The 15,280-nt window shown below is 69.2% G+C and carries 13 protein-coding genes; 7 read left to right on the top strand and 6 right to left on the bottom strand.

Going from position 1 to position 15,280, the window contains the following annotated elements; translation table 11 throughout:
* Positions 1 to 12: 12 nt before the first annotated feature.
* Together D106_RS0105780 and D106_RS0105775 are read right to left on the bottom strand one after the other, a co-directional pair.
* Positions 13 to 1,380, bottom strand: a complete 1,368-nt coding sequence (locus D106_RS0105780; RefSeq protein WP_018877940.1) for a DUF945 family protein — start codon at positions 1,378 to 1,380, stop codon at positions 13 to 15.
* Between the two features lie 50 nt (positions 1,381 to 1,430).
* Positions 1,431 to 2,045, bottom strand: coding sequence for an L-threonylcarbamoyladenylate synthase (locus D106_RS0105775; RefSeq protein ID WP_018879489.1), 615 nt, complete (start codon positions 2,043 to 2,045; stop codon positions 1,431 to 1,433).
* Between the two features lie 181 nt (positions 2,046 to 2,226).
* Here D106_RS0105775 and D106_RS0105770 point away from each other — a divergent pair, with 181 nt between their 5' ends.
* Both D106_RS0105770 and D106_RS0105765 read left to right on the top strand, forming a co-directional pair.
* Positions 2,227 to 2,523, top strand: coding sequence for a YciI family protein (locus tag D106_RS0105770; protein ID WP_018879488.1), 297 nt, complete (start codon positions 2,227 to 2,229; stop codon positions 2,521 to 2,523).
* Positions 2,523 to 3,380 carry a peptidylprolyl isomerase gene (locus tag D106_RS0105765; protein WP_018879487.1) on the top strand — a complete coding sequence of 286 codons (858 nt, stop codon included), beginning with the start codon at positions 2,523 to 2,525 and terminating at the stop codon, positions 3,378 to 3,380. The genes D106_RS0105770 and D106_RS0105765 overlap by 1 nt, the downstream gene beginning before the upstream one ends.
* 18 nt (positions 3,381 to 3,398) lie before the next feature.
* Here D106_RS0105765 and D106_RS0105760 read toward each other — a convergent pair whose 3' ends face one another.
* Complete coding sequence (locus D106_RS0105760) at positions 3,399 to 3,953, bottom strand: copper chaperone PCu(A)C (protein WP_038045669.1); 555 nt, start codon at positions 3,951 to 3,953, stop codon at positions 3,399 to 3,401.
* A gap of 456 nt (positions 3,954 to 4,409) precedes the next feature.
* Between D106_RS0105760 and D106_RS0105755 the strand changes: the two genes are divergently transcribed.
* Both D106_RS0105755 and D106_RS0105750 read left to right on the top strand, forming a co-directional pair.
* Positions 4,410 to 5,666 (top strand): efflux RND transporter periplasmic adaptor subunit, encoded by a 1,257-nt coding sequence (locus D106_RS0105755; protein WP_018879485.1) that lies wholly within the window; start codon positions 4,410 to 4,412, stop codon positions 5,664 to 5,666.
* Positions 5,663 to 8,851 carry an efflux RND transporter permease subunit gene (locus D106_RS0105750; RefSeq protein ID WP_018879484.1) on the top strand — a complete coding sequence of 1,063 codons (3,189 nt, stop codon included), beginning with the start codon at positions 5,663 to 5,665 and terminating at the stop codon, positions 8,849 to 8,851. Before D106_RS0105755 ends, D106_RS0105750 begins: the two co-directional genes overlap by 4 nt.
* Before the next feature lie 314 nt (positions 8,852 to 9,165).
* Here the strand turns inward: D106_RS0105750 and D106_RS0105745 are convergent, their stop codons facing one another.
* Together D106_RS0105745 and D106_RS0105740 are read right to left on the bottom strand one after the other, a co-directional pair.
* Entirely contained in the window at positions 9,166 to 10,497 is a 1,332-nt protein-coding gene (locus D106_RS0105745; protein WP_018879483.1) for an MFS transporter, read from the bottom strand.
* A gap of 70 nt (positions 10,498 to 10,567) precedes the next feature.
* Positions 10,568 to 11,236, bottom strand: a complete 669-nt coding sequence (locus D106_RS0105740; RefSeq protein ID WP_018876179.1) for a TIGR02281 family clan AA aspartic protease — start codon at positions 11,234 to 11,236, stop codon at positions 10,568 to 10,570.
* Between the two features lie 201 nt (positions 11,237 to 11,437).
* Here D106_RS0105740 and D106_RS0105735 point away from each other — a divergent pair, with 201 nt between their 5' ends.
* From D106_RS0105735 to ispG, 3 genes are all read left to right on the top strand, one after another.
* A complete protein-coding gene (locus D106_RS0105735; protein WP_369773051.1) occupies positions 11,438 to 12,235 on the top strand; it encodes a hypothetical protein in 798 nt (265 codons plus the stop codon).
* A gap of 22 nt (positions 12,236 to 12,257) precedes the next feature.
* Entirely contained in the window at positions 12,258 to 13,409 is a 1,152-nt protein-coding gene (locus D106_RS0105730; protein ID WP_018879480.1) for a hypothetical protein, read from the top strand.
* Between the two features lie 165 nt (positions 13,410 to 13,574).
* On the top strand, positions 13,575 to 14,792 hold the full coding sequence (gene ispG / locus D106_RS0105725; protein WP_018879479.1) for a flavodoxin-dependent (E)-4-hydroxy-3-methylbut-2-enyl-diphosphate synthase: 1,218 nt from the start codon (positions 13,575 to 13,577) through the stop codon (positions 14,790 to 14,792).
* A 196-nt stretch (positions 14,793 to 14,988) separates the two neighbouring features.
* Here the strand turns inward: ispG and D106_RS14230 are convergent.
* The coding region (locus D106_RS14230) for a transposase (protein WP_038045665.1) at positions 14,989 to 15,280 on the bottom strand (292 nt) is incomplete at its 5' end.

The raw sequence follows: 15,280 nt of genomic DNA, 5'->3' as shown, positions 1-15,280 counted from the left end.
CGGTCAGTCGTCTCAGAACATGCCGCCGGAAAAGGCGAACAGCATCGCCAGCAGCATGGCCGTGCGATCCACGTCGTTGATATGCACCCGGCCGTCCGCCATGGCCAGCGTGCTGTGCCAGTACCCGGCCTCGGCATCGCGGCGGAGCCAGCCGTCGGCCGCCAGGGCGTGCAGCTGTGCATCCAGGTCGATATCGGGATAGGCGGCGTCGAATTCGGCCACCCATTCCAGCCCGAGACGCAGTTCGCTGTCCAGCCGCAGCGTCTCCAGCGGACGGGTAGCGAAGGTCTGTTGCGTGCCGTACAGCCCCAGTTCGGTGTCCAGCGCGACCTGACGCGCCGGCTCCTCGTTCAGGGAGGCCTTGAGCTCGACCACCGGGCGGTGCTCGATCATCCCGCCGACGGCGTCGATCATCGCCGCGCCGATCAGGGCAGTGCGCTGCTCGCCCTCGATGCCACGCGCCTCGATCGATTCCAGTTCGCCGAGCAACTGCAGCAGGCTGGGACGGTCCCAGCGCAGGATGCCCGCCTGCAGGTCCAGGGCGCTCAGCGTCAGCGCATCCCCGGCGCCGTCGTCCATGCGCGCCTGCTCGACCTGCAGGCGCAGGCGCGAGTCCATGCGGTCGTTGCTGGTCTGCTGGAAGGCATCCAGACGCGGGCGCTCGATCCGCAGCCGACTCGCCTCGCCCTCGCGCAGCTCCACCACGGACGCCGCCAGGCCGCCCTCGTAGTCCGGCAGGCGCCCGAAGACCCCGTCGGCGTCGGCCTCGAACACCGTGGCGTAGCGGGCGTCCTGCGCCTCCCAGACGAAGGTGTCGTCCGACAGCCTCAGCTCCGGCAGATCCAGGCTCACCAGGATCTGCTCGGCCGACCAGGCGAACCGACCCTGGCCGGCCGCCAGATCCAGCCACAGCGGGCCACCCACCGTGGCGGCATGCTCGGCCACCTCGGGCACGCTCATCAGGTCCATGCGCAGGTCGTCGAACGCAACGCGCGTAGTCACGCCACCGCCGATCCCCGAGCGCGAATGCACCTGCAGATCCAGCGAGCGCAGCAGATGGCCGAGCAGGGAATCGTCCGGCGCCGCCAGGGTGTCGAGATCCACGAACGAATCGCCGCGCGCCCCGAGCAGACCGTGACGGATATCGTGCACCAGCGGGATCTCGAAGCGCCCGTCGGGGTCTTCCAGGATCAGCTGGCTGCGGCCGCTGGCGCCCAGGTAGCCGCGTTCGTATTCAAGCATCTCGTGGCGCAACTGCACCTCGCCCAGCTGGGCCTCGTGCGTTCCGGCAACGGTACCCTCCACCTGCTTGCCGACCACGACCGGCCACACAGCGGCCACCGCCAGCACGACCACGGCCAGAACCACCCACTTACGCATTGCGCCTCCCTGCGGCCGTGCCGCGCCGTAGCCTCGGTATGCGGCCGGGGCTATTCACCCAGAAATCCCACATCGCCCATCCCGTGACGGATCACCTCGGGCACATCGCCGGTCAGGTCCAGCACACTGGTCGCCTCCAGGGTCCCGGCCCCGCCATCGACCACCAGGTCCACCACCTTGCCCAGCCGATCCTCGATCTCCCAGGGTTCGCTCAGCGGGTTCTCGTCCCCGGGGAGCTGCAGGGTCGCCGACATCAGCGGTGATCCGAGCTCCGCCAGCAACGCCGACAGGATCGGACTAGCCGGCACACGCAGCCCGATGGTGCGCCGCTTGGGGTGTTGCAGGCGCCGCGGCACCTCGCGGGTGGCAGGCAGGATAAAGGTGTAGGGCCCCGGCGTAAGTACCTTCATCAGGCGAAACGCGCTGTTGTCCACCTTCGCGTACACGCCCAGCTCGGAGAGATCGCGGCACAGCAGGGTCAGATGATGGGTCTCGTCCACCTGGCGGATACGGCGGATCCGGTCCGCCCCGGTCTTGTCCCCCGGCAGGCAGGCCAGGGCATAGCAGGCATCCGTCGGCAGGGCGATCACGGCCCCGTCCTGGAGCCGGTCCAGGACCTGCCGGATCAGCCTGGGCTGGGGGTTTTCGGGGTGGATCGAGATCATGGATCGATTCGACGCGGGGATCGGCTGCGCAGTGTAGCGCATCCGCCGCCACACCCATAAGAACGCGCACGGGCCGGCCACCCGCGGCCCGCCCGCGCGGAAAGGGGAAAACTGCGAACCCGGAGCGCGAGGCGCGGCCAGTGATCGGTTACGATGCACCCAAAATCAAGGAGAACACCCCATGCTGTACATGATCCAGGGCCAGGACGCCCCCGACTCGCTGGATGCCCGTCTCGCCGCGCGGCCCGAACACGTCGCCCGGCTGCAGGCCCTGCGCGACGATGGCCGGCTGGTCCTGGCCGGCCCCTGCCCCGCCATCGACAGCAACGACCCGGGCCCGGCCGGCTTCACCGGCAGCCTGATCGTCGCGGAATTCCCGTCCCTGGAAGCCGCCCGTACGTGGGCCGACGCCGACCCTTATGTGGCTGCCGGCGTGTATACCGCGGTCGACGTACGCCCGTTCAAGCAGGTGTTCTGATGCGACTTCGTCCCCTTGCCACCACGCTCGCCACCCTGGCCTTCGCCGGTGCGCTGGTCGCCTGCGACGCACAGGAGGCGCCCGCACCGGATGCCGAAACGGACGCGATCACCACCGATACCGACGACGTCGACACCGTCGCCCTCGTCAACGGCAAGCCCATCACCCGGGCCGACCTGTTTACCTACTCCGGCATGGACGAGGACCCGGGCCTGGCCGAGGGGGATGGCACGCTGGAAGAGCTGATCAGCCTGGAGCTGTTGCGCCAGGAGGCGGTCAACCGCGGCCTGGATACCGATGCCGAGACCCGGCGTATCCTGCGCATGGTGGAGACCAACCTGCTGGCCTCGCTTTTGATGGAACGCATCACCGCAGAGCTGGAGATCACCCGCGACGACCTCGAGGCGGAGTACGAACGCCAGGTTGAGCAGATGCGCGGCACCGAGTACCGCGCCCGCCACATCCTGGTCGAAGAGGAACAGCGGGCCCGCGAACTCCTCGCGGAGCTGGACGACGGCGCGGACTTCGGCGACCTGGCCGAGGCCCATTCCATCGACCCCGGCTCGGCCGCCCGCGGCGGCGAGCTGGGCTGGTTTTCCCCGGAGCAGATGGTCCCCGCGTTCAGCGACGCCACCGTGGCCCTGGAACCCGGCACCACCACCGAGGAGCCGGTGGAGAGCCGCTTTGGCTGGCACCTCATCCGTCTGGAGGAGACCCGCGACACACCGGTCCCCGAATTCGAGGATGTGCGCGCCGAACTGGTCGAGATCCTCGAAAGCCGCGCCATCCAGGAATTCCTGGAGACGCTGCGCGCGGATGCCGACATCCAGATCCCCGCCCGGCCCGCCAATCAGTAGTCGGGCAAGCCCCGGGCCTCAGTGCCCGTGGTGTCCGCCTTCGGCACCCATGCCGGGGGCATCACCCTCCATCATGTGGCCACCCGAATGGCCGTCAGGGGCACCCTCGCCACGCTGGACGCGGGCATGGATCTCCATGGTCTCGCCATCCGCGAACTCCAGGATCACCGGGATCCAGTCGCCCGCCGTCAGCGGCTCGTGCAGCCCGATGAACATCAGGTGCAGGCCACCGGGCTCCAGCACCAGGGTCTCGCCCGCCGGGAGGTCCAGCCCGTCGACCTGACGCATGCGCATCACCCCGTCCACGTGGGCGTGTTCGTGCAGTTCCACCACCTCGGAGATCCGCGCCTGCGCGGCGACGATCCGGAGGTCCTGCTCGCCATGGTTGCGCAGCACGAAGTATCCGCCGGTCATGTCGCCCGGCATCAGACGAATCCAGGGCGTCCCCTCCATCTCGAGGCCCGCCCGACACTCGCAGACCTCGGGTTCGCCGGCCAGCGCCGGTGCGACCGCGCCGCCCGCCAGAAGGGTGGTCGTCAGCAACACTGCCGGAATCAGCCTGGATCCTTTCATGACCTTTCACCTCATTTAAGCAAAACGTAATATTGACACACAAGGGAAACACTGATGAATGTGCACGCTCGCGTTGGCACCCCAGGTTTTCCGAGACCAGGCGCGTCGTGCAGCGGGTAGTGGTTCTACCTGCTAGCGGCGCAACGCAGGATCGGGGAACCTGGGGCGCCAACCCCGGAGGGGCTCGGCCTCTTTTGCGTGGGAACGGCGTTGCGGCTCCCTTGTGCAGAATGACTGCACGGCAGTCACCGCGCCTTGTTCGCACGCAAAAGCGACTCGAGCGCGAGCGTGTGCATTCATCAGCGTTTCCCTGGGGACCGACCGCAACCGCGGGGGTTCCCCCACAAACCGCGGTGGTACGATGACGCCCGCGAAGGGAACCTCCGGCCCGCAGGTGCCTCCAAGCGACGGGCCGCACCCGCCCCACCGAACTGCCAAGCCACAAACGAGACGCCCATGCCGCGCGCCCTCCGCCGAGCCCTTCTTCCCGTCCTGATCCTCGCCGTCGCCGTGGTGGGCTTCATGGTCCTGCGCGCGACCGGGCCCGAGGCGCCGCCGCCGGAGGCCAGCGAGCGCACCTGGCCGGTACAGGGCGTGACCGCCGAGCCCGGGACGCACCGGCCGGGGGTGATCCTCAACGGGCGCAGCCGCTCCGCCCGCGATGCCCAGCTGCGCGCCGCGGTGGAGGGCGAGATCGAAGCCGTGCCGGCGCGCGCCGGCCAGCGCGTGGCCGCCGGCGACACGCTGGTGCAGATCGACCCGCGCGAGGCCCGGCTGCTGCTGGACCAGCGCGAGGCCGAGCGGCGCGAGCTGGAGGGCGCGGTCGAAAGCGAGGAGCTGCGCGCCCGCTTCGACCGCGAGGCCCTGCAACGCGAGCGCGAACTCCTGGCGATCGCCGAACGCGGGCTGGAGCGCGCCCGCGACCTGCGCGAGCGCAACCTCGGCTCGGAATCGGATCTCGATGCCGCCCGCGAGCGGCTGCAGCAGGCCAGCATCACCGTGGACAACCGCGAGCAGGCCGTGGCCGACGCCCCGATGCGCAGGGCCCAGGCCGAGGCCCGCCTGGCACGTGCCCGCGCCGCCGAGTCCCAGGCCGAGATCGACCTGGAACGCACGACCATTCGCGCGCCCTTCGACGCACGTATCGTGGAGGTCGACGCCGCCGCGGGCGAGCGCGCCCGACCGGGAGACCCGTTACTGCGACTGTTCGCGGTGGATGACCTGGAGATCCGCGCCAGCCTCCCGGAACACCTGATCGCCCGGGTCGAACGCCTGCTGCAGGGAGACACGCCCCTGCCCGCCCGCGCACAGGTCGCCGGCCACACGGTCGAGACCGAACTGGTTCGCCTGGAGGGCGAGACCCGTGCCGGCGACGCCGGGATGCGCGGGGTGTTCGAGGTGCGCTCCGGCGGCGAACAACTCCCGCTGAATCGTTTTGTCGAACTGCGCCTGCAACTGCCGGAGGAACCCGACAGCCTCGCGGTGCCATTCGAGTCCCTGTTCGGGCGTGACCGCGTGTTCCGAGTGGTGGACGGGCGCCTGGAGTCGCTGCAGGTCGAGCGCCTGGGCGATTTCATCGATGCGGACGGCAATACCCTCGCGCTGATCCGCAGTGACGCCATCGCCGCCGGCGACACCCTGATCGCCACACGCCTGCCGAATGCCGTGGATGGCCTGCGGGTCGAGGTGGAACAGCAGGATTCCGGTCGATGAGCGAAGCGGAACCCGGCAACTCGCCGGCATCCGGGCAGCCGATGCCCGGGGGCGGCGCGCAGGACCCTGACCGGCCCCCGCGCGGGCCGATCCAGCTGTTCCTGGAACACCGCCTCGCGGCCAATCTGCTGATCGCGCTGATGCTGCTGGCCGGGGCCTTTGCCCTGACCAAGCTCAACACCCAGTTCTTCCCCAACTTCGAGCTCGACTTCATCACCGTGGAGGTGCCCTGGACCGGGGCCAGCGCGGAGGATGTCGAGCGCGCCATCGTCGACCCGCTGGAGCAGGACCTGCGCACGGTGGACGGCCTGCGCAACATGACCTCCACCTCGGCACTGGGCATCGGCGTGGTGACCATGGAGTTCGAGGCCGGAACCGACATGACCCTGGCGCTGGAGCAGGTCAACGACCGCGTGAACCAGCAGCGCAACCTGCCGGAAGCGGCCGAGACCCCGGTGGTCACCCGTGTGATCCGCTACGAGCCGGTGGCACGGCTGCTGCTGACCGGCCCCGAAGACCCCCAGCAGCTACGCATCCTCGCGCGTCAGTTCGAGCGCGAGCTGCTGGATGCCGGCATCGCGCGCATCGAGTTCACCGGCCTGACCGAAGACGAGATGGCCGTCCAGGTGCCCTCGGCGACACTCTATCGCCTGGACATGACGCTGGCGGACATCGCCGAGCAGATCCGCGCGATGGCTCAGGACCTGCCGGCCGGCTCGGTGGGCCGCGACGACACCGCGCGCCAGATCCGCAGCCTGGAACAGGCCCGCGACATCGTCAGCTTCGAGCGGCTGGTCCTGCGCGGCGACGGCGAACTGGGACGCCTGACCCTGGGCGACATTGCCACCCTCGACCTGCGCCACCGCGACGGCCAGGTGCGCGCCCGCGCCAACGGCCAGCGCGCGATCGAGATGCAGCTGCTGCGCTCGGAGACGGGCGACTCACTGGAGGCCGCGCAGGTGCTGGAGGACTGGCTGGAAGAAACACGCCCCGCCCTGCCTCCGGGTGTCGATCTGCAGGTGACCGACGCCTTCTGGGAGCTGCTCTCCGAGCGCATCACCCTGCTGCTGAAGAACGGCCTGGGCGGCCTGCTGCTGGTGCTGGGGATCCTTTTCCTGTTCCTCAATCGGCATATCGCCCTGCGCGTGGCGCTGGGCATCCCGATCGCCTTTACCGCCGCGTTCGTGGTGCTGTGGGTGGTCGGCGGCTCCATCAACATGATCTCGCTGTTCGGCTTCATCATGTCGCTGGGGATCATCGTCGACAACGCGATCGTGGTCTCCGAGCACGCCTACAGCCTGCACCAGCGCGGGCTCTCGGCCAGCCGTGCCGCGCGCGACGGCGCCCGCCGCATGGTCGGCCCGGTGATCGCCGCCTCGCTGACCACGGTGGCGGCCTTCCTGCCGCTGATGCTGATCGGCGGGATCATCGGCAACATCCTGTTCGACATCCCGCTGGTGGTGATCTGCGTGATCGTCGCCACGCTCCTGATCGCCTTCCTGATCCTGCCCGCGCACCTGAAAGGCGTGATGCACCGGCTCAAGCCGCCGCGCGCCGGCAGCCTGCGCGAACGCTTCGACAACGGCTTCGAGACCTTCCGCAACGGCGCCTTCCGCCGCGCGGTGACCGTGTCGGTCAACCACTCGGGCACCACCCTGGCGCTGGCGGTCGGCGCGCTGATCCTCGCCATCGGCCTGGCCGCCAGCGGACGCATCGGCTTCACCTTCTTCCCGTCGCCCGAGGGCACCATCGTCAACGCCGGGGTCAACTTTGTCGCCGGCACACCGCCGGAGCGGGTCGAGGCCTTCCTGATCCACGTCGAGGAGGCCCTGGCCGAGACCGAGGAGGCCCTGGGCGGCGACCTGGTGCGCGCCTCCGTCACCCGGCTCGGCCGCGGCATCGATCCCGGAGACGGCAACGCCCCGCGCGGCGACCAGTTCGGCAACATCCAGGTGGAGCTGGTCTCTCCCGAACAGCGCGAAGTGCGTAACCGCGAGTTCATCCAGGCCTGGGAGGACCGCGTGCGCCAGGCCCCCGGGATCGAGAACTTCAGCATCGACGAACGCCAGACCGGGCCGCCCGGACGCGACCTGGAGGTGCGCCTGACCGGCGATGACCCGCACGTCCTGAAGAACGCCGCCCTGGATCTGGCGGAGATTTTCGATGACTTTGCGGGCACCTTCGCCACCAACGACGACACGCCATTCGGTCGCGAACAACTGGTGTTCCAGGTCAAGCCGGAGGGTCGCGCCCTGGGCCTGACCACCGAATCGGTCGGCGCCCAGCTGCGCGATGCCTATGATGGCCACCTCGCCCAGCTCTACCAGGACGGGCTGGAAGAGGTGGAGGTGCGCGTGCGCCTGCCGGATGCCGAGCGCCATTCCAGCGAGAGCCTGGAGCGCCTGAATCTGCGCCTGCCCAGCGGCGAGTTCGTGCCGTTGGGCAGCGTGGTGGACCTGCGCTCGCGTCAGGGCTTCGAGACCCTGCGCCATGCCGACACCCGTCTGGCGATCCAGGTCTCCACCGAGGTCGACCGCAGCGTGAACAACGCCGCACGCATCCGTGCGGCGCTGGAAGACGGCCCACTGGACGACCTCGCGACGCGCTACGGCATCGAATACTCGTTCGAGGGGCGCGCGGCCGACCAGGCCGAGACCTTCGCCGACATGCGCACGGGTCTGGTCCTGGCGCTGGGTCTAATGTATATCACCCTGGCCTGGGTGTTCGGGTCCTGGGGCTGGCCGTTGATCGTGATGGCGATCATCCCGTTCGGCATCCTCGGCGCCCTGCTGGGCCACTGGATCCTTAACGTGGAGCTGACCATCCTGTCGCTGTTCGGCCTGTTCGGCCTGACCGGGATCGTGGTCAACAACTCGATCATCCTGGTGAGCTTCTACCAGGGCCTGCGCGAGGCCGGCCTGGCCCTGCAGGAGGCGATCGTCGAGGCCGCCTGCCAGCGCCTGCGCGCGGTGATCCTGACCTCGGTCACCACCATCGCCGGCCTGACCCCGCTGCTGTTCGAGCGCTCGGTCCAGGCCCAGTTCCTGATCCCGATGGCCATCTCCATCGTGTTCGGCCTGGCCATCGCCACCGTGCTGGTACTGTTCGTGATCCCCGCCCTGCTGCGCCTCTACGAAGGCCGCTTCGACCGCGGCGCCACCCTTACCCACCACGCCACCGACTAACGCGCTTCCGACACAATATTTTCACCACGAAGCACACGAAGGCACGAAGAAGGGCCAGGTCAAGGTCAAAGGCGGGTTGCACCACAGAGGACACGGAGGACACGGAGAAATGCGATGGCGGTCAAGAGAGGCTGCCAAACGCTGGTGCGAGAAGGACGGTGAGTGATCCAGTCTGGCCAGTGGCAGGGCATTCGTGCGTTTCTCTTGTCAACGGTTTCCTGCCGGGCCGAAGCCTTCTTTGATCTTCTCTGTGCTCTCAGTGTCCTCCGTGGTCCAATCGCCCTTCTTCGTGCCTTCGTGTGCTTCGTGGTGAATCAAACGGGCCTGGCGCGGCGGCGGTCGGCGAGGTGGACGGGGATGGAGGCGAGCAGCGCGGCGAGGAACAGGAACAGGCAGAACAGGATTGCATTGGCCAGCCCCAGCCAGGCCTGCAGCAGCCCGATCCCGGCCAGTCCGAAGATCGCGGCCGCGCGCGCCGACAGGGCCCAGAACCCGAACCAGCGCCCGGCCTCGCGCACCGGCACCATCATCCCGACCAGCGCGCGCCCGGCCGACTGCGCCGACCCCAGGCACAGCCCGGCGACTATCCCCACGCCGAGGAACACCATCTGCGCCTCCACCGGCCGGCCCAGCAGTGCGCTCAGCCACTGCGCGATGGTCGTGGTGCCGAAGATCGCCAGCACCGCCAGCGCCCATAGCGCCAGGGTCAGCCGATAGATCCGCACCGGCCCGGCACGGTCCTGCAGGAAGCCGAAACCGATCGCCCCGATGATCGCGGTGACCTGGGTGATCACGAACATCGCGATGCGCACCGGCTCGTCCCACTGGATCACCTGCGAGCCGTAGATAAAGGTGAAGGAGATGATGATGTAGATCCCGGCCATCATGAAGAAGATGGACACATACAGCGCGCGCAGCTCACGGCGCTGCCCCAGCGTGACCAGCGCCTCGCGCACCCGCCGCCAGCCGAGCCCCAGCTGCATCCGCCGGCGCATCCGCCGACGCGTGCCGCGCTCCTTCAGGAACAGGAAGGTCGGGATCGCCGAGATCAGGAAAAACACCGCGGCAAACGGCCCCACCCAGCGAATACGCTCGAAGTTCTCGGCGCTGACCTCGCCCAGCAGGCCCAGGGCAAAGGCGGTGGCGATCAGCCCGCCGATATAGCCCATGCCCCAGCCCAGCCCCGAGATCCAGCCGAGCTTCTCCGGCGGCCCGAGGCTCGGCAGGAAGCTGGCGATGAAGGATTCGCCGATCGCATAGCCGAAGTTGGAGGCGATGATCAGCGCCATGCCGAACAGCACCAGCCCCGGCTCGACGAAATACAAAAGCCCCGTCGTCACCACCGTCAGGATCCACGAGGCCATCAGGAAGCGCTTGCGCGAGGCCGTTGCATCCATCACCGCCCCGGCGAACGGGGCCGCGATCACCACCATGGCGTAGCTGATCGCCAGCGCCAGGCTCCACAGCAGGTTGCCCAGGCGGTAGTCCGGGGCATCCCCGACGATGATGCGGGTAAACAGATCGCCGAAGATCACCGTGATGATCAGCAGCGTGTAGGCCTGGTTGGCGAAGTCGAACATCGCCCAGCCGAAGATCTCGCGGCGCGGGGCGGGGGCGTCCTCGGGGTGGCGCCGAATCAGCGGCATGCAGGCATCCTGGTGGGCGTGACGGCCGCCATGCTAACGCAGCTCGGGGAAACACTGATCCATGCTGCCCTCAGCGATCCCGGATCACCAGCGCGTCGCCATCGCGCTCGACCGCGAAGTGTTCGAGGAAGCTGCGCCCCAGACGCGAGCGCGGCAGGTCGCCGTCCGGCAGCACGATCGCGCTGACCCCCGCACGCCGCAGCCCCCCCACCTGGAGCTGGTCGATGCGCACCCGCTGGCCATGCCGTGTGCCGAGCTCGTCACGAAAGCGCACCGAGCGCCCCTGGTCGGGATCAATCCCGACGCGCCCGGCATCCGAAGCGCGCAGCAGCACGGAGTCGGCCTGCGGGTCGACCACCAGGGTCACCGCCGTGCCGTTCAGGCCAGCAGTAACGGCGTGATCCCCCCGCGAATCGCGGTGCACCCGAACCGCTCCAGCCTCCCCCGCCGAGGGATCCGGGCGTGCCGGCGCGGGCCGCGGCTGCACCCGCAGCTCGCGCTGCTCGCCGCGATACTCCACCAGGGCCATCCCGGGGCCGGTGCGCAGGACCCGCATGCCACCGGGCCCCGTATCCCCGGTCGACACCACCGCTCGCTCGTCGCCCACGGACACCACGGCACGTTCGCCGAACACCGCGTGCAGCCGAAGCTCCTCCGCGGCAACCCCCAGAGGCAGCCAGAGGGCCAGGAGCCCGACGAGCCAGAACCGGCGCCCCGTCAAAGCCCAGGCCGAAACCATTGCATGCGCTGTACGATCCATGGGCCGGTTATACCGGGTTCGGCTGAACGAAGCCCGAACGTCCGCAATGGCACCACGGACACACCACGGCCCGGGCCCGCGCGCCTGCTACCATCGGGGTATTCCCCTTCGCGTGGAGCTGCCGTGTCCCACCAACCGTCTGACGATTCCGCCCGCCCCGGCCCGACCACCCATGTCGCGCTGCGGCATGCCTTTACCGTAACCGTACTGGTGATCGGGCTGTGGCTGATGCACATGAACCTGCGGGTCCTGCCGGAGGCCGGCGTGGTGGTGCTGTGGATCGCCGTGACCCTGCTGATCGCCCATGGCGGCTTCCGCCGTCATCGGGTACAGCGCGCGGCGTTCCTGCGCGGCTACCTGGAGCCCACCAGCCAGTGGCCCCGACGGTTGCGCGGCGGCCCGCTGATGGCCCTGCGCCACCTGGTCATCGGTGCCCTGCTGGGCGGCCTGCTGCTGATCACCCTCGCGCGCATCCCGACACAGGAGGTCTGGGCCGTGCTCCTCGTCGCCGGTTTCGTGCTGGTGCTCGGCGAGGCCCTGTTCGCCCGACTGCTGCGGGGACATGCCCACCCCCGGTTCGCCCCGGAGCTGGCCCGCCGCGGGGCCCTGCGCCTCACCGGGCTCCTGCTGATCGTCGCCCTGCTGATCCTGGCCCTGCAGGCGCGCTATCCCGACCTGACCGGCGCCACACTGGAACAGGCGGTGTGGTTCCTGGTGCATCACGAGGCCGCGCGCAGTCACCTGCTGGAGGCCGGGCTGCAGCTCGCCGCGGCGCAGGACGGCCTGCGCCTGTGGCTGGGACAGCAGTGGTTCCCGCAGGGAGTGGAGTCCCTGCCGGCCCTGCTCGGCTGGCTGCTGGTGCTTGCGGAACAGGCCTTCCTCGCGGCCGGGTTCCTGCTGCTGGCCAACGGCCTGCTGCCGCTGCGACCGGCCACCGACACCCTGGGCGATCCGCGCAACGCGCCCGTGATCGAGTAGTCGGGTCCGGAGCCACCGACCCATGACCACGCCGGCAGCGCACACCACCTCCAGCTCAGCCCGCGCCGGCCTGTGGCTCTGCATGACCCTGCTGGCGAGTCTCGCCCTGCTCTGGCTCGCCAGTCAGCACGAGCCGCGCGACTGGGACGCGGACGGCGCGCTGACCCTGCAACTCGGCGAGCAGCGCTACCAGCTCGACCACCAGCGCCTCACCGCGCTCGAGCGCTACACGCTGGAGTGGCTGGAGGCCGGCGACACCGCCGCCCGCGAGCACTGGCAGACCCGCGTGGACGCGGAACTCGAGGCCCGCTTCGCCGCCCTCCATGACCGTGTCCCCGAGGTCGTGGACGGGTACTACTCCCTCGGCGCGGAATACACCCGGCTGTGGCAGCGCGGCGTACAGTGGCTGGGCGACGCCGAACCGGATGCCGGGGCCCGCATGCTGCGCGAACAGCTGCTACCGGACGCCCTCTGGGACGAACCCCTGCGGGAACTCGCGACTCGCGTCGAATGGGGGCTGGACGAACAGCAGCGCCAGGTCCGCGATGCCTGGCGCCTGGAGCTGACCAGCCGCCTGGCGGATGCCCGTATCCCCAACCTGCCACCCCGCACCACGGCCACCTCGGCCGCCGAGATCGAACGCGGCCACGCCCTGCATACGGCCCTGGACATCGACCTGGAGCGCTTCGATCAGCGCACCGGACTGGCCGCGACGGCCGCCGCCGGCAGCGGCCTGGCCACGCCCCTGATCGCCCGCGCCGTGCAGGCCCGGCTGGCCGCCCGCGCCACCCAGGCGGGGCTGGCCCGCAGCCTGGGGCGCGCCGGACGCGCCGGGGCCCTGGGCGCCGGGGTCTGCGCCTGGAGCGGACCGTTCTCGCTGGGCTGCGGCATCACGGCGGCCGGGGCCACCATCATCGGTGTCGACTGGCTGTTGCTGCGACTCGACGAGGCCCGCCATCGCGAGGATCTGGAAAAGGCCCTGCACGAGGCCCTGGACGTACTGGAGACCGAGACCCGCCAGGCGCTGCAGCAGGCAATCGCCGAGCGCGTGGAGGCCCGCCACGCGGCCAGTCGCAGCGCGGTGGAGAACACCTTCCAGCCCTGGCGCGGACCAGGACCAACGTCGGGGGTTGCGTCCGGAAATGGCCACGCCCCCTCCGGGGCCTCGCCATGACAGGAAAGTGAGCACCGTCATCGCGAGCGCCGCAGGCGCGTGGCGACCTCCGTGGACACCCCGACGCCGTCCAGCGGGGACATTACGGGGCCTGCAGCTTCTCGGCAGTCGCGCACGCCTGCGTTACACTCCACGCACCGTTTCCACGCGCCCGCGTAGGTCAACATGAACACGATCCCCACCCGCCACAAGACCGTCCCTGTCCGCGTCGGCAACGTCACCGTCGGTGGCAATTCCCCGGTGATGGTGCAGTCGATGACCAACACCGACACCGCCGATGCCCTGCGCACCGCCGTGCAGGTGGCGGAGCTGGCGCGCGCCGGCTCCGAGGTCGTGCGCATCACCGTCAATTCGGAGGACGCAGCCAGGGCCGTGCCGGAGATCCGCGAACGCCTGGATGCGATGGGACTGGAGGTGCCGCTGGTCGGGGACTTCCACTTCAACGGCCACAAGCTGCTGACCAAATACCCCGAGTGTGCCGAGGCGCTGGCCAAGCTGCGCATCAATCCCGGGAATGTCGGCCGCGGCTCGAAGCGCGACGCCCAGTACGCCGCGATGATCGAGACCGCGATCCGCTTTGAGAAGCCGGTGCGCATTGGCGTGAACTGGGGCAGCCTGGACCAGGCCCTGCTCGCGCGGATGATGGACGAGAACAGCCAGCGCGCCGAGCCGGCCGCGCCCGAGGCGGTGATGCAGGAGGCGCTGATCGCCTCGGCGCTGGAGAGCGCCGCCGAGGCCGAACGCATCGGCCTGCCGCATGACCGCATCATCCTCTCGGCCAAGGTCAGTGGTGTGCAGCCGCTGATCAGCGTCTACCAGGACCTGGCCGCGCGCTGCGACTACCCGCTGCACCTCGGGCTGACCGAGGCCGGCATGGGCGCGAAGGGCATCGTCGCCTCCACCGCCGCGCTGGCCGTGCTGCTGCAGCAGGGCATCGGCGACACCATCCGCATCTCGCTGACCCCGGAGCCCGGCGGCGACCGCACCCAGGAGGTCCTGGTCGCCCAGGAGATCCTGCAGAGCATGGGGCTGCGCAGCTTCCTGCCGTCAGTGGTCGCCTGCCCCGGCTGCGGTCGCACCTCCAGCGAGTACTTCCAGCACCTGGCGCAGGACATCCAGACCTACATCCGCCACCAGATGCCCACCTGGAAGCAGCAGTACCCGGGTGTGGAAGAGATGACCGTCGCGGTGATGGGCTGTGTCGTCAACGGCCCCGGCGAGAGCAAGCACGCCAATATCGGCATCTCCCTGCCCGGCACCGGCGAACAGCCGGTGGCCCCGGTGTACGAGGACGGCGAGAAGACCGTGACGCTCAAGGGCGAGCATATTGCCGAAGAATTCCAGGCCCGCGTCGAGGCCTACATCGAACGCCGCTACGGCTAGAAAAATCCATAATCACCACGAAGCACACGAAGGCACGAAGAAAAGCGATCGCACCACAGAGGGCACAGAGAACACAGAGAAATTCAAAGAAGGTTTCGATGGAGCTCAAACCCGCCGAGCACAGCGAAACGGTTCAACCCCCTATCGACCTTTCTCCGTGCGCTCTGTGCACTCTGTGGTGCAAAAGCCCTCCTGATTAGCAACGAGAGTCAGCTAGTCGCAGGAGCCGCTCGGGCACGGGCCGGCAGTGCGCGGCGGCGACCAGCAGTCGCGCCGGCAACGTCGCCAGATCAAAGCGTCGGTTGAAGCGGTAGGCGAATGCCGCGAGGTAACGGGCCGCGTACTTGGCGAACGCAAATGCATGGTAGCTCCCGCTCAGGCTGGTCTTGAGGTTGCCGAGCACGGTGTTGATCCATTGGAATTCGGGAAGATCCTGGGGTTTGCGCCCGGCCACGACCGTCGGCTGGTGCCGGCAGTCGGCCCTTGCG

The sequence above is a fragment of the Thioalkalivibrio sp. ALE9 genome, from assembly GCF_000377445.1.
In the GTDB taxonomy this organism is placed as follows: Bacteria; Pseudomonadota; Gammaproteobacteria; order Ectothiorhodospirales; family Ectothiorhodospiraceae; genus Thioalkalivibrio.
The sequence above is the reverse complement of the archived record's forward strand: the minus strand, read 5'-3'. Positions and strand labels throughout refer to the sequence as shown.